General features: G+C 66.8%; 9 protein-coding genes. 5 read left to right on the top strand and 4 right to left on the bottom strand.

What is annotated here, in order from left to right; genetic code table 11:
* Positions 1 to 460 precede the first annotated feature (460 nt).
* From KGD83_RS00225 to KGD83_RS00235, 3 genes are read left to right on the top strand one after another with little or no spacing between them, the layout of a single operon-like run.
* Positions 461 to 1,873, top strand: a complete 1,413-nt coding sequence (locus KGD83_RS00225; protein ID WP_212641971.1) for an XRE family transcriptional regulator — start codon at positions 461 to 463, stop codon at positions 1,871 to 1,873.
* A complete protein-coding gene (locus tag KGD83_RS00230) occupies positions 1,866 to 2,423 on the top strand; it encodes a flavoprotein (protein WP_212641972.1) in 558 nt (185 codons plus the stop codon). Before KGD83_RS00225 ends, KGD83_RS00230 begins: the two co-directional genes overlap by 8 nt.
* Before the next feature lie 14 nt (positions 2,424 to 2,437).
* Positions 2,438 to 3,202, top strand: coding sequence for a hypothetical protein (locus KGD83_RS00235; RefSeq protein ID WP_212641973.1), 765 nt, complete (start codon positions 2,438 to 2,440; stop codon positions 3,200 to 3,202).
* Between the two features lie 442 nt (positions 3,203 to 3,644).
* Here KGD83_RS00235 and KGD83_RS00240 read toward each other — a convergent pair whose 3' ends face one another.
* From KGD83_RS00240 to KGD83_RS00250, 3 genes are all read right to left on the bottom strand, one after another.
* Entirely contained in the window at positions 3,645 to 5,351 is a 1,707-nt protein-coding gene (locus tag KGD83_RS00240; RefSeq protein ID WP_212641974.1) for an AIPR family protein, read from the bottom strand.
* A gap of 815 nt (positions 5,352 to 6,166) precedes the next feature.
* Positions 6,167 to 7,708 carry a serine hydrolase domain-containing protein gene (locus KGD83_RS00245; RefSeq protein WP_212641975.1) on the bottom strand — a complete coding sequence of 514 codons (1,542 nt, stop codon included), beginning with the start codon at positions 7,706 to 7,708 and terminating at the stop codon, positions 6,167 to 6,169.
* Positions 7,709 to 7,960: 252 nt separating this feature from the next.
* A complete protein-coding gene (locus KGD83_RS00250; protein ID WP_212641976.1) occupies positions 7,961 to 8,479 on the bottom strand; it encodes a lytic polysaccharide monooxygenase auxiliary activity family 9 protein in 519 nt (172 codons plus the stop codon).
* Between the two features lie 601 nt (positions 8,480 to 9,080).
* Between KGD83_RS00250 and KGD83_RS00255 the strand changes: the two genes are divergently transcribed.
* Complete coding sequence (locus KGD83_RS00255) at positions 9,081 to 10,136, top strand: DUF4037 domain-containing protein (RefSeq protein WP_212641977.1); 1,056 nt, start codon at positions 9,081 to 9,083, stop codon at positions 10,134 to 10,136.
* Between the two features lie 215 nt (positions 10,137 to 10,351).
* Positions 10,352 to 11,209: an oxygenase MpaB family protein gene (locus tag KGD83_RS00260; RefSeq protein WP_212641978.1), complete on the top strand. Its 858-nt coding sequence runs from the start codon at positions 10,352 to 10,354 to the stop codon at positions 11,207 to 11,209.
* Positions 11,210 to 11,218: 9 nt separating this feature from the next.
* On the opposite strand, the gene KGD83_RS00265 is transcribed toward KGD83_RS00260, so the two are convergent.
* The gene (locus KGD83_RS00265; RefSeq protein WP_256448839.1) at positions 11,219 to 14,206 is read right to left on the bottom strand and encodes an AfsR/SARP family transcriptional regulator; all 2,988 of its coding nucleotides are present in this window, start codon (positions 14,204 to 14,206) and stop codon (positions 11,219 to 11,221) included.
* Positions 14,207 to 14,310: the final 104 nt, after the last annotated feature.

Consider the following 14,310-nt stretch of genomic DNA (forward strand, 5'->3'; position numbering starts at 1 on the left):
GGCCAGCGCGGTGGTGCCTGCCGTGTCGGGTCGGTCGGATCAGGGTCACCAGCGCCCGAATCAGGGCGATAAGGTCTCTCACGTCAGCCTGCTTTCCTCAGGTTGGCCGCGCCCCCGGACGCCTTCCACCGCGTCGCGGGGGTCTGTCGTGTCATGGATCAGCAGGCGAGACCGCTGTCAGTGGAGGGCTCCGCCGTGACGGAGCGCTCTCCCGTCCCCTTGCAGAAGGGGCAGACCGCAGCGCGCGTCGCCTGCTTCTCACCAGGCACAGATCGCACGACGACCAGTCGTCGCGGTCGGACGGACTTCCAGCCCCGCCCACGGCATGACCTGCACTTCATTCCGTTCCTGGCATCCATAGGGCCAACCATCCCGGATTGGGAATCCGAAACCCATTCCTCCTCGGGATGACAAAGAGGGATACTGGCCGTCCCCGTACTCGCAGCGCCGAGGAGTCAGGATGCAGGGACACCCGACGAGCCGGATCACCATCCCGTCGTGGGCATGGGAGCGAGAACAGACGGCCGAGTTCCTGCGCAGGCGCGATGTTCAGGCGCTTTTTCACTTCGTGCGCCAGTACGGCGGCGCGAGCCAGATGGCGATCTCGGCGGCAACCGGCCTGTCTCAGGGACGGGTGAGCGAGATCCTGAACGGCCGCAAGACCGTCACGGCCTTCGAGGTGTACGAGCGGATCGCCGAGGGCATCAGCATGCCCGACACGTCCCGGATGATGTTCGGCCTTGCCCCGAGGAATCCGAAAGCGTTCACTGGACACCAGAGTGCGGTGCCCTCGGCAGTCCCGAGCTTGCCCGCGCAGAGGAGCCCAGGCCCGGGGGAGGTCTCGAACGTGCGCCGCCGCGAATTCGTCGGACTGGCCGGAACGGCCCTCTTCCAAGCCACAGGTGGTTCGATGCTGGACATGGACGAGATCGCAGCGGCACTCACGAGGTACGCGGGCACCGACCGAAGCACCGCCCGAGCAGCGACCAGTCTGAGAGAACTCGCCCAGCGGACGCACTCCGCCAAGGTCGGATACCAGGCGTGCCACTACACGGCCGTGGCCAAGCAGCTTCCCGAGTTGCTGCGGAACCTGGATGATGCCGCCACCGGAGTCGACGGGGACGACGTCGCCCAGGTCCACGCGCTCCGCGCGGAGGCGTATCACGTCGCGGCAAGCCTGCTACTCAAGTGCGAGGAGCGGGGACTGTCCTACCTCGCGGCCGACCGAAGCATGCGCGCCGCCGAGGACAGCGAGAATCCCGCAGTCGTGGGAGCCAGCGCCCGAGCGTTCACCCGAGCACTCATGCGTGAACGGCACTACAAGGCAGCGACGGAACTGGCGACGAGCACCGCCGAACGTGTGGACAGCGCCATGGACGAGCCCACGCCGGAGTCCCTGTCGGTGTACGGGTCGCTTCTGCTGAGCGGCGCAGTATCAGCGGCCAAGCGCGAGGACCGAGGCCAGGCGCTCAGTCTGCTTGACGAGGCCGGCCACGCGGGCGAACGTCTCGGCGGCGATTTCAACTACCAATGGACGGCCTTTGGCCCCACCAACGTTCTCCTCCACCGGGTCAGTGCGGCAGTGGAACTGGGCGACGCGGGCAGCGCCATCGACTACGCACGACAAGTGCAATTGGACAACATCGAGGTCATGGAACGCCGGGTGACACTGTTCATCGACGCGGCCCGCGCGTATCAGCAGTGGGGGAAGACCGAGCACGCCTACCACGCGTTGCGCAACGCCGAAGAGATGGCGAGCGAGGAACTGACTGCACGTCCGGTGGTGCACCAGCTGATCAACGAAATCCGTACCTGCGCCAGCGGACATCTGTACGGGAACGTTACTGAACTCGCGGAAAGGGTCGGTGCCTGAGTCAGTGAGCGAGCAGAAGACACTCTATATCGTGGTGTGCGCAGCCGGACCGGCTTCGGAAGTCGGGACCCTGGTCGGATTGGCCCAAGACCGAGGCTGGACCGTTCAAGTCATGGCCACCCCAGCCGCTGTCAGCTTCATCGACGTCGAAGCCTTAGAGAAGCAGACCGGCCGACCAGTGCGGAGTCAGCACCGCGCGCCAGGAGACCCCCGCAGCCCTAAAGCGGATGCCATCATCATCGCCCCCGCGACGTTCAACACCATCAACAAGTTGGCCAACGGGATCGCTGACAACTACGTCTTGGATGTGGTGAGCGAGGCGATCGGGCTCGGTGTGCCAATCATCATCCTGCCGTTCGTAAACTCGGCTTATGCCAGCCGCACACCGTTCAAAACCAGCGTTGAGAAGCTCCGAGATGAACGGATCCCCGTACTGATAGGGCCAGGTGGCTTCAAACCCCACAGAGCAGGACATGGCTCGAATGTCCTCGCCACCTTCCCTTGGGGATCTGCATTAAAAGAAATCCAACAAATCAGCTCTGACACTTGAATCGAGTCTCCTCAATGAAAAAAACAGAGAAGGCCGTTTGGATACCATTAAATGAGCACCAATGGGAGCGTTCATCGGGATCCAGCGATCTGTTCGATCGAGCAACCAGCAAGGAATATTTTCATGCCAGGAGGTCATTCGACCACGCCGAGTACCGCATATTAAGAAACGAGAGCGACTACGATCGAACAGATGCGATCCTCGCCTTAAAAAGATCCATTCGAAGCCGCCTTGAACACCTGAACGAAAAGTTGGATTTTAAGACCATTCCCGGGCCTGACTCGGGCGACTGGCTTGGAAAACTCGAATCAATCGGAGTCATCAGAAAGAGCACTCTAAAGAAGCTAAACCAGGTGCGAAACACAGTCGAACACGACGGAGCAAGCCCTCCGTCTATTGAGGAGTGCGAGAGCTACGCGGAAGCCGTCTGGTACTTTCTCAAGGTTACGACGCTGTGCCTAAACACTCCCACGAGCGCCGAACTAACATATATAGCAGAAGATGCATCCGTTAATTTTCACATTAACGTCGAAATATCCTACAGCCCCCTTGAAATGATCGTCTACGGCTACGTCCCCCGATCCCACTACTCGACAGCACGAATTGAAGGCTGGCTCGAACTGACTCATCAACCAGAGGTGCTTTCCAGAGTTGGCCTCCCAACCGACCTGGCCTCAACTCATACAATTAATGGGGTGCAACTAGATCTGATATCCAGCCTAGCATCCGAGGGGAATTCAGCCACAAGAGTTTTGAATCTCATATTCAATCTCAATTAATTCCACACATCGAGGACTTTTGTAGCGCAGTATCGAAATTGCCGAGTCGGGCTGTATGGGATCAAGGCGACGGCGCAAGCGCCGTCGCAGCGGCTCGCCGTCCGGCGAGGGCTGCGGGCTGCCGCCCGGTCCCTCGCTCGGTCGGCGGCCACGCCATCACAGCTCTGCGAACCGGTTCCACTCGACAAACGGACTCGGTCAGTGACTGGTGGTACCAGGGGGCCAACCCCCTGGACCCCCCGGGCCCGCATGGAACCTGGCGCGACACAGGACGTGCGGGGGTACAGGCCGATCGCGCCAGAACCCATGCGGGATCGAAACCGTGGTTGCCGAGAACTGGGGTCGGGGAGCTGTGGTGAGGTTTTTTGGAGCGCGCATCTACCTGAAACTAAGGCCTCTGGCGGGGAAAGCAGAGCGATACACAAGAACTTTCAGTGGCGCGCTACTTGAGAAGTTCGGACAAATATTGCTCAGTAAAATCGCGTGTGCGCCCAAAGTCACGGTTGATTTCTTTCCCTCCGGCGAGTTGCACAAGGGCATCTGAGCACGTCTGGATTGCCTCTAGGTATTGATTATCGTCCCACAGGAAGGCGTTGAAAGGCTTGCAAGCCTTTTCTGCCTTCTTTCCAGTGCTCTCTACCTTTTCGGGAGTACTGGACGCGGTATAGATGGTTCGCACTCCTGCCAGGAGGTGATACCTTGCGGGTTTCAGCTCTCGCGCAATGGCGCCGCTCCTAAAGAAATGGTCCAGTTTACAGAAGGCATATGCAGAAGAGTAGTAATAAGCTTCATTGTGCGAGTCTGAGAAAACATCATTTCCGACACGATTTCGTAGGTCTCCGTAGTACCGGGCGGCCGTGTGAGGGATCCTCAAATAAAGTGAAGCAAAGGCCTGCATAAGGTTGCGGAGTGAGATAACCCTCCATGTACCTCGAACCTGGTCAGACCCGGACCACTGCCGAGAACGGCGTTCATAGTAGATGCGCTTCCCCGGATCTGCCTCAAAGGAGTTGAAGTAGGCTTCGATTCTCTTCTGCAATTCGGATAGGGAGAAAAGATTCTCTTTGGTTACCTGCCCCTGCTTGTTGGTTGCCTTGGTGATGCTTTTGGCAACCTCATCATCGAGGGTTACAATCAGTCGAAATGGCACGTATACGCCGTCCAAATTCTCCCGCTCAGAATGAAGAATATGGCTGGTCTGACACCCATTGACGACTTGGAAGTCGATCAGAGTCAAGCGGTTGCCTGTGGCTTTGAGGTCGTGAGCGACGACCGTGACACCATTGTTGAGGACACAAAAGCGACTCCGATCGGCGGAAGTAAGTGTCTGTCGAATGTCTGCGTTGACATCGGTCTCCCCTTGGAAGTCGCGGACATTGTCAAAGAATAGCGTATTGCGAATTTCTCCTTCCTCGTCAGTCACAAGCTTGATAAACTCGCTACCCGGCAGGACGCCTAGGTAGGCCTCCCTTACTCCTTCAACTTCTGGCAGGGTGGTCCGATTTTCAAATTGGACAGTCACCTCCAAAGCGGAATCGATTGCGCGCCAGTTCCTCTGCACCTCACTTGCGCCCCATACATGAAAGTCAACTCGCGAGAACAGATTCGAGTTCATGAGTCGCTTTTGGGTGTCCTTGGTTTTCCTTACTATGGGGCCACGGTTATTCCATGATCCAAGCGTTGCGTAGTAGAGGCGGCAGGTGGGATTTTCGCGAAAACGACTCGATTCCTTAAGAACCCTATGTAGCATCTTCTGTTGGTTTTCGAGATTCGGGTGAGGCGGCTCGTCTTCCGTAAGAAGGGAGATTGACGCATCTGAGAAGATGCTCAAGTCACCTAGGTCGAAACTCGCCGATGTCTTCACCTGTGTCAGAGTGATTGAAACCTCAATCGGCCCATCGCCCGAAAGGGCATCTTCCAATTCCGTCATGTCGGGGACGAGTTCACTATTGATAGAGAGGGCGAACCCATCAATGCCAAGTGTTCCGTCATCTCCGCAGGAATAATCCTCTACACTGAACTGCTGGTCGTGGTGGCGAGAAAGGATGATGAAGTTGACGAAGCGCTCAAAGGCAACATATTCCTTGAGATGCCCGACCCCAGCGTCCTTGGCCCAACTATCCATGAGCCCACGAGTAACCCTGTCCATGGAGTCTCCCTGTTCTTCCCGAGTCCAGTCGGCACGACGTTGAGCGACCACAATACCCAGGTTTCGTCGGTGACATGCCCATGGATTGAAATCTGCACTTCACCGTGCTGATGCTGCCGGACCTCGGCCAGAACAGCAGATGGTGTTCCGAGGGGCGAGGCCGGCACGGGATCGTAAGAGGGACGGTGGGGACATCGGAGAGCAGCCCGGGCGATAAACAGTCGGACCCGGCTTACCGCAGGTCAGCCCCCACAATACTGGATTCCCAACTTGACAGCAGTGGAGACAGCAACGCGACCGGACGCAGGGGAACCACAGCGGATCTCAACGAGTGATCTCCCCAGGCGGGCAGGCTTCCACGCTGGTGGCCGGTCGAACTGATAGAGGATGAGGCTCCAGGGCGCAACGCCAGTACCACGGCGACCCTCAGATATCAGTGCACATTCAGTGCACATGGCTCTGGGAGGGTACCGGAAGCGGTGAGAAGCGTCCAGGACGAAGACCGAGGTCAGGACCGGTTTCTGAGGTCCGCCCACAGACCACCGGAGACCCCCGGTACGGGAAGAGGTCGTGGGTTCAAATCCCGCCACCCCGACAAAGGAACGGGTGTCCACACAGGTGGGCACCCGTTCTTCGTTTTCGCGGGTCCGGGGCTCCCCCCTGCGGCTCCGCGTCCCCAGCGCACACGGCCGGAACCGTCGGTCTGTCGGCTTCCGTGCGTCACCGTCGCGTCAGAGGCGGCAGCCCGGGTTCACGCGGCGGCCGGCCCGGCGCTGCGGTCCCCACGGCCGGGCCGACCGCCGCCCGGACCGCCGCTAGACCGAGGCCAGCAGGACGAGGAGGACCGCGCTCCCCGCGGCGACGGGAGCCGCCAGCGACCACCGCATCCACGGCCGTGCGCCCCTCGCGGTCGGGAGTCGCGGCCACCGGTACGCCCCGACCAGGACGGCGGCGGTCAGGAGGAGCACACCCGCGACCCACGCCCACGGGGTCACCAGGTGCCAGAACCCGGCGAGGAACGCGTACGTGAGCGCCGCGGCGCCGCCGACCCAGTGGGACACCAGCCCCAGGCGGTCTGCGGGGCGGCGCCACCAGCGGCCGGGGCGCCTCCGCGAGGCGAATCCCAGGGCGAGGAGACCGGGGGTGAGAGCGAGCAGGACCGTCGCGGCCGCGTAGAGCCTCTCGCCCGCCGCGTTGTCGGGGCTCGGTTCGTCGACACCGAGCAGGCGGATGCCGATGTCCTCGCTGAACCGGTGCGTGTTGGACAGGACCACGGCTCCCCGGTCACCGCTGTAGCCGATCCACGCCGTGTGGCCGTTGGTCGTGGCGTTGCCGCCGTGACCGGTGATCGGCACCCCTCCCAGTGTCTCCACGTACCAGCCGAGGCCCTGTTCGCGGCGCTCGACGTCCCCCGGCGCCACGGGTCGCACGGCCGCGGCCCCCGGGGCGGTGCCCTCCATCACCGACGCCAGGAGCAGTCCGAGGTCGCCCGCGGTCGTGACCAGCCCTCCCGAGGGACCGGATGCCTCCGAGCCATCCGGAACGAGGGGGCGGCCGAGATCGGCGTTGTGCACCTGGAAGAGGGCGCCGTCACCGGTGGTCCAGATCGCGCTGTCCTCCATCCCCAACGGGTCGAGGATCCGTTCCCGGACGAGCTGGGCGTAACTGGTCCCGGCGTGCGCCGCCAGGGCGTGCCCGAGCAGGTCGATCCCGGTGTTGGAGTAGTGGTTGCCGCCTCGCAGCGCGGGATCGACCCGCACGTCCTCCGCCACGGTCCGCAGGAACTCCTCGACCGACCCGGGCGGGTCCGGGTGGCGTTTGGCCGCGAACTGCCACAGCGTCTGGAGCGGGCTGGTCTCCTCCCTGGAGAGGCCCGCGGTGTGCGTCGCCAGCTCCTCGACCGTGACGTCGGCGAGTACTGGATCGGCGAAGTCGACGTCTTCCAGGAGGTCGCCGACCCGGGCGTGCGGAGCGAGTTCACCGCGGTCCACCATGTCGGCGAGCAGCATGCCGGGCAGGACCTTGGCGACCGACGCGGAGCCGAACGGGGTGTGTTCCCCCACCGGTTCCCGGTCGGCCCCGGTGCCGCCCAGCCCCGCCGTGCGCACGCGGAGTCCCCCGTCCCCGCCCGTCTCCACGAGCGCGACCGACAGGCCGTGGTACCCCGTGGTGTCGACGATCCCCCCGCGCACGCGCTCGACCAGCTCCGTGTCCCCGTAGGACTCCGCGCCGAGCTCGTAGGGGCGCGGAGCGACGGTGGCCGCGCCGACGGTGACGAGGACGGCGGTCAGTGCCGTGACCGCCCACCGTCTCGGCCCGCGCGGACGGTGTCGGGTAGAGGGGTCGGATGCGGTCACTCGGGTCTCCTAGTCTCCGGCCGGGTCGTCGGTGATCCGGGCTCGCCCGAACCTACGGCCGCGGAACACGGCGGAGCACTACGGGTGGACCCCGTTCCGGAGGTGGGGCGGGGCCCACCCCGACACGACGAAGGCCGGTCCTACGGGACCGGCCTTCGTCGTGTCGGGGGCCAGACGGGGGGCCTTGTGGGCCGGGGACGACGCGACCCCGGCCCGGGTGCGGGGAACCGGGCCGGGGGAGGCGTCGGGCCGCTAGCGGATGTTCACGTCCACGCAGGCGTAGAAGGCGTTGCCGGTGTCGGCGACGTTCCAGCGGGCCAGGATCGTGTGGCGGCCGTTGTAGCCGGACAGGTCCACGTTGTGCTGGACGGTCGAGTCGGGCCGCGCCCCGCCGTCGTCGAAGTTGGCGATGCGCTGACCGCCGATGAAGTACTCCCAGTTGGCGGTGGCGTGAGTGACGGTCAGGGTCCAGGTGAAGTTCAGCGAGGTGCCGACCTGGGTGACGTGCCAGCCGTGGTTGTCGTCGTCGAGCTCGGAGAACCGGGAGTTGCCGCCGGAACAGCTCATCAGGCCCTTGGGGCCCTCCACGCTCTGCGGCTCCCACTGGATGCCGCCGCACTGGACCATGCCCGCGGCGCACTGCGCCTGGCGGCTCATGGGCGCCGAGACGTAGCCGTGCGCGCTGGCCGCGCTGGCTGGCATGAGGGTGAAGATCAGAGCGGTGGCCGCGGCGACGGCGGAGGCGGAGCGGATCCTGCTGAGGGTCTTCATTGAACGGGGCCCTTCTCTTCGGGTCACGATCCCGGCCGGCCTCGCGGCGCGGTGCGGGGGATTCGTAGCGGGGTGACCCGGACCGTTTCCGGTCCAGGAAGTGGAGTGCGTCCGTGGGGGCTCGGATATTTCCCCCGCGGACACCGGACAGTGTTGTCCCGGCCATTCCGGGCGTCCCCGGAATTTCCTTCCACCTGTTGTCGGTAGACCGTAAAGACCCTGTCACTACACGTCAATACCCCTGTTGCGCGCGGGGACGGCGTACCACCGAACCGGCGACTCGGCCGGTCGGACGCATTCCGGCACTGGTACTGACGGCGCTTCCTCCGTCATTTGCGCCGCGAACTGGAAAGACACCTTACAGTAGCTATCCCCGGTCTGTCGTAAAACGTTGTGGTCCACCGAGAGACCGAACCGCCCGCCGGACCGGATCTAACCAGATAGATAGATTCTCCTTACCCCTGCTCCGGCGTGGTCCGACGGCGATCCGCTGGCGGCCCGGCAGCGGCCCCGCTCCGGCTCGGCTGCGGCCCGGGAAGGACCGGCTGCCGCGCCGGAAAACGCGTGGCCGCGTGCGGAGGCCGGACCTAGGCTCTCGGGCATGCCCCCGGTCTTCCTCCCCGGCCTGGAACTGTCCCGGGCCCTGTACACCGACGCGGTAGCGCCCCTGCTCGCCCGCGGGCCCCGGCCGGTCGCGCACGCCGCCGCGCTGCTCGGTGCCGGGTCCGAGGTCCTCGGACTGGACACCGAGCGCTCCACCGACCACGGCTGGGGCCCGCGGCTCCAGGTCTTCGTGGACGAACCCGATGAGCGCGACCGCGTGCTGGCGCTGCTCGCCGGGGGCCTGCCCGAGCGGGTGCGGGGCTGGCCGGTCCGGTTCGGCCCGAACGGCGGCCATCCCCGGACCGGGCGGCCCGACGCCGACGCGCCCGACGGCCGGCACCGCGTGGAGGTCAGCGGATCCGGCGACTGGCTGCGGGGGCGGCTCGGCTTCGACCCGTGTGAGGGGGTGGGAGTCGCCGACTGGCTCGCCGCGCCCACCCAGCGGCTGGCCGAGGTGGTGGGCGGAGCCGTCTTCCACGACGGCGTCGGCGCGGTCACACGGGCCAGGGAGCGCCTGGCCTGGTACCCGGACGACGTGTGGCGGTACGTGCTGGCCTGCCAGTGGCGGCGCGTGTCCCAGGAGGAGGCGTTCGTCGGCCGCTGCGCGGAGGTGGGCGACCGCCTGGGCGCGCGGGTGGTCGCGGCCCGGGTGGTCCGCGACCTCATGCGCCTGGCGCTGCTGCTGGAGCGCCGCTACCCGCCCTACTCCAAGTGGCTGGGAAGCGCCTTCGCCCTCCTGCCCGGGGCGTCGGAGCTGACCCCCCTCCTGGCGCGGGCGCTGGACGCGGACGCCGCGGCCCTCGCCGAGGCGTCCTCCCTGGTGGCAGACCGGCAGAACCGGACCGGCCTCGCCGCCGCCCTGGACGTCCGGCCCCGACCGTTCCACGGGCGCCCCTGGCCGGTGCTGGACGCGGCCCGGTTCGCCCGTGCCCTGCTGGCGGGGGTCACCGACCCCGGACTGGCCGCGCGGCCGCCGGTGGGCGCGGTCGACCAGTTCGCGGACAACACCGACGCGCTGACCCGGCCGGAGGTGTTCCGCGCCCTGGGGCCGTGAGCCGCGTCCCGGCCGACGGAGGCACCCCCGTGGACGGGTTCCCCCCGCCAGTCGTCGGGCCCGGGCAGCAAGCCCGCCGTCAAGCGGGTCGACCGCTCCCCTTCCTCGCCCGTCCCCGGGCCCCGCACACGCCCGGCCCGCCCCGTCACCGCGGGTGCGCCCGCGAAGGCGTGGCCCTCCCACGTGCGCGGGCGGGGTGCCGTACGATCCCAGGCATGGGCAGACCGTCCGACCGATCACCTCTGCGACGGATCAGCGCGGAGGCCTGCGTCCTCGGCGGCGCGGGATACGCCGTCCTGCTCCAGATCGCCCACCCCGGCGTCGCCCGCGGGGTGCACGACCACAGCGACTTCTCCTCCCGGCCGTTCAACCGTCTGCTCGGCACCCTCTACTTCGTCTACGGCACGGTCTACGGCACCGAGGAGGAGAGGAAGCGCCTGCACGCCATCGTGCGGGCACTGCACCGCAAGGTGAACGGCCCCGGGTACCGGGCCCTGGACGACGACCTCCTGCTGTGGGTGGCCGCCACCCTGTTCCAGACCGCCTCGCGGCTGCACGCGATGGTGTTCGGTGAGCTCGGCGAGGAGGAGCGCGCCCTGCACCTGCGCGAGGCGTCGGCGTTCGCCACCGCCCTGGGCCTGCCCGAGGAGAGGTGGCCGGCCTCCCCCGAGGAGTTCGCCGCCTACTGGGACGGCGCCCTGGCCCGGTTGGAGGTGGGCGAGGAGGCGCGCACCATCACCGGTCAGCTGTTCCACCCGGCGAGCGCGCCCCTGCGCCCGCTGATGCGGGTCCAGCTCCTGCTCACCGGCGGGCTGCTCCCGCCCGACCTGCGCGAGGGGTTCGCCATCCCGTGGTCGCGGGCGCGCCAGCGCCGCTTCGACCGGATCCTGCGGACGACCCGCGCGGTGTACCCGTACGTCCCCCGGCCGGTGCGCGTCCTGCCCGCCACGCTGTGCCTGTGGACCATGCGGCGCGGAACCCTGGGCCCGCGCTGGCTGGGACCGCCGCGGCGCCGTTCGGGTCCGGGGGCCGGTCCCCGCCGCGGGGCCGGGGGAGCCGTCGGCCGGGGCTGACCGCGACCGTCAGCCGAGGGACGCGGGCGGGCGCTCCTTCAGAGCCTTCCTGGCCTGTTCCGCCTCGCTCAGCCCCAGCCCGGTGAAGATCTCCTCGGCCTCGTTGAGGAACCCCCTCGCCCGGTCCGCGGCCATGACCGGTGCGGGCAGGCGTCCGAGGGCGAGCGCGGCCCGGGCGACCATGTAGCGCTCGCTGCGCTCGACCGCGATGGCGTGGGCCCTCTCCAGTTCGTGCAGGGCCTCGCCGTGGCGTCCGGCGGCCGCGTAGGTCATCCCCAGGTCGACGCGGATCTCGGCGTCACCGCTGCGGCGCCCGTGCTGCTCGGCCAGGTCCAGTGCGGTGGCGTGGGACTCGATCGCCCGATCCCACTGCTCCGCGGCCCGGTGCGCCAGCCCCAGGGAGTTGTGGACGTAGACCTGGTTTCCCACCAGGCGCAGCTCGTATGACAGCTCCAGAGCCTCGTTCAGGTCGTCGAAGGCCGCGTCCAGCTCTCCGAGTCCGGTGCGGGCCTCCCCCATGACGCGCTTGGCGTAGGCCCTGGTCTCGTCCCGGTCCTCCCCCACCGACTTCTCCAAGGAACGCCCGGCGCAGTGGAGCGCCTCCCCGTAGGCCCCGAGAGTCTGTTTCAGGACGGCGAGGTTGCCCCACTGCAACGCCTCCACCTGGACGTCCTTCAACTCGATCGCGTGGTCCAGCACGCCTTGGATGGCCTCCGCGGCGTCGGCCAGTCGGCCGACACGCTCGTAGACCATCCCCAGGTTGGACAGTGCCCGGATGATCCCCCTGCTGTCGCCGATCGCGGTCAGCAGGTCCCGGGCCTCGGTGAGGAGGTCCAGTGACTCGTCGAAGCGTCCCGAGAGGCAGTGGGCGATGCCCAGGCCGATGAGGGTCACCGCGCGTCCGCGCCGGTTCCCCTGTTTGTCACTGATCTGGAGCGCCCTCTGGTGGGAGCTGATCAGCAGGCCCATCTGGCCGTGCAGGGCGTAGAAGCGCCACACCGCGTCGGCCATCCGCCAGGCGTACTCGCCGTTGTCGTGGGAGGCGAAGTACTCGATCGTGTCCGCCAGGTTCTCCTGGTGCAGGGTGAACCAGTTCCCGGCGTCCTCCCGCCCGGAGAGCTCCGTCCTGTAACCCTGGTTCACCTCGACCGTGTCGTCATGTGCGCGAGGGCCCAGGAGGTCGGCGGCGTGCTGGGCCGTGGCCATGTACTGCTCCGCCAGACGAAGCCTCGCCGCGTCGATCTCCTCGGCCGACAGGAGCATGGCCGCGCGGTCCCGGGAGAAGGCGCCGATCAGGTCGTGCAGGCGGTACACGTCTCCCTGGGGCTCCTCCAGCAGGCACACCCCGACCAGCTCCTGGAGGATGTCGTCCGCGTCCTCCACGGTCATGTCCAGGAGGGCGGCCGCACCGCCGAGGTCGATCGTGCTGCCGATCATCAGGCCCAGCAGGAGGAAGGTCCGGCTCTGGTCCCGGTTGAGGCTCTGGAAGGACAGGTCGATGGCGGCCTCGACGCTCTGCCCCTCCACCTGGAGTTCACGGAACTTCCGGTTCTGCTCACCGAGGCGGCGGGCGACGTGCGCGAACGACCACCTGGGGCGGCTGAGCATCCGACCGGCCACCACGCGCAGGGCGAGGGGGAGGCCGCCGCAGATCCGGATGATCTCCCGGGCCTGGTCGGGTTCGCGCCGGACGCGCTCCTCCCCCAGGACGCGCCCGAGCAGTTCCAGGGAGGACTGCTCGTCGAACACCCCCAGCGACAGGAAGCGGGCGCCGCTGAGCCCGGAGAGCTCGTTGCGGGTCGTGATGAGGGTCATCGACCCCGGGGAGGAGGAGAGGAGCGGGCTGACCTGGGCGTAGCTGAGCGCGTTGTCGAGGATGACCAGGACCCTGCGCCCCATGAGGGTGGCCCTCCACAGCGCCGACCGCTCGTCGAGGGACTCGGGCACCGCCTCGGGGTCGATACCGACCGCGCGGAGCAGGGCGCCGAGCGCGGAGGCGACGTCGAGCGGTTCCCTGTCCGTCGTGTAGCCGTACAGGTCGATGAACAGCTGTCCGTCGGGGTAGCGCTTGGCCGCCTCGTAACCGAAGCGGACGGCGGTGGTCGTCTTCCCCTCGCCGCCGCTGCCCGTGATGACGCAGACCTGCGCGCGGGCCTCTCCGGTGCGCGCCACCTCGTCCAACTGGCGCAGGGAGTCGCGGCGCCCAGTGAAGTCGGGCAGGTCCCGGGGGAGGTCGTTGCGCACCACGAAACGCGTTCCGGGTTCTCCGGCCGCCGGGTCCTGGGCCGCTTCGTGGAAGTCCTCCTGGAGGATCCGGGTGTGCAGGGCGGTCAGCTCCGGCCCGGGGTCGACGCCCAGTTCGTCGGCGAGCCTGGCCCGGAACTCCTCGTAGACGGAGAGCGCCCTGGCCCGCTCGTTGTCGCGCCACAGGGCCGTGATGAGCAGGTGGTGCGGACGCTCCCTGAAGGGTTCCTCGCTGACCAGGGGCGTCAGCCGGGAGACCACGTCCGAGTACCTGCCCAGCTCCAGGGCACAGGTGGCCCAGGCGACGACGCAGGACCAGCGCTCCTCACGCAGGGGCGCGACGACGGAGTGGTCCAGGTACTCCGAACCGACACCGGAGAAGGGCAGTCCCCGCCAGCACTCCAACGCCTGTTCCAGCATCTCGACGGCCGCCTTGGGCTCGGCCGAGGCGGCCCGGTCCCGGAGGCTGCGGAAACGGTGCAGGTCGACCGAGTCCGGGTCCACGTCGAGGACGTAGCCGCCGGATGTCGTGGAGATGCTGTCCGGAAAGGCCCTGCGCAGATGGGAGATCTGGACCTGGATCACCGATCGTGCGGTGCGGGGCGGGTCGTCGCTCCAGAGGTAGCCGATGAGCTGGTCGACGGTGACCTCGCGGCCCAGGTGGACCAGCAGCGCTCCCAGCACACAGCGCTGGCGCGGACCGCCGACCTGGACGGGTCGACCGTCTGACCAGACGGTGATGGGGCCAAGCACGCCGAATTCCACAATCAGCAACCCTAGCAAGGGCTATTAGCATGAAATAAGGAATACGGGCACGCCAACGGCTCCGAGTACCCCCCTCCACCTAGGTACTCGGA

This window comes from Nocardiopsis akebiae (assembly GCF_018316795.1).
Classification (GTDB): domain Bacteria; phylum Actinomycetota; class Actinomycetes; order Streptosporangiales; family Streptosporangiaceae; genus Nocardiopsis; species Nocardiopsis dassonvillei.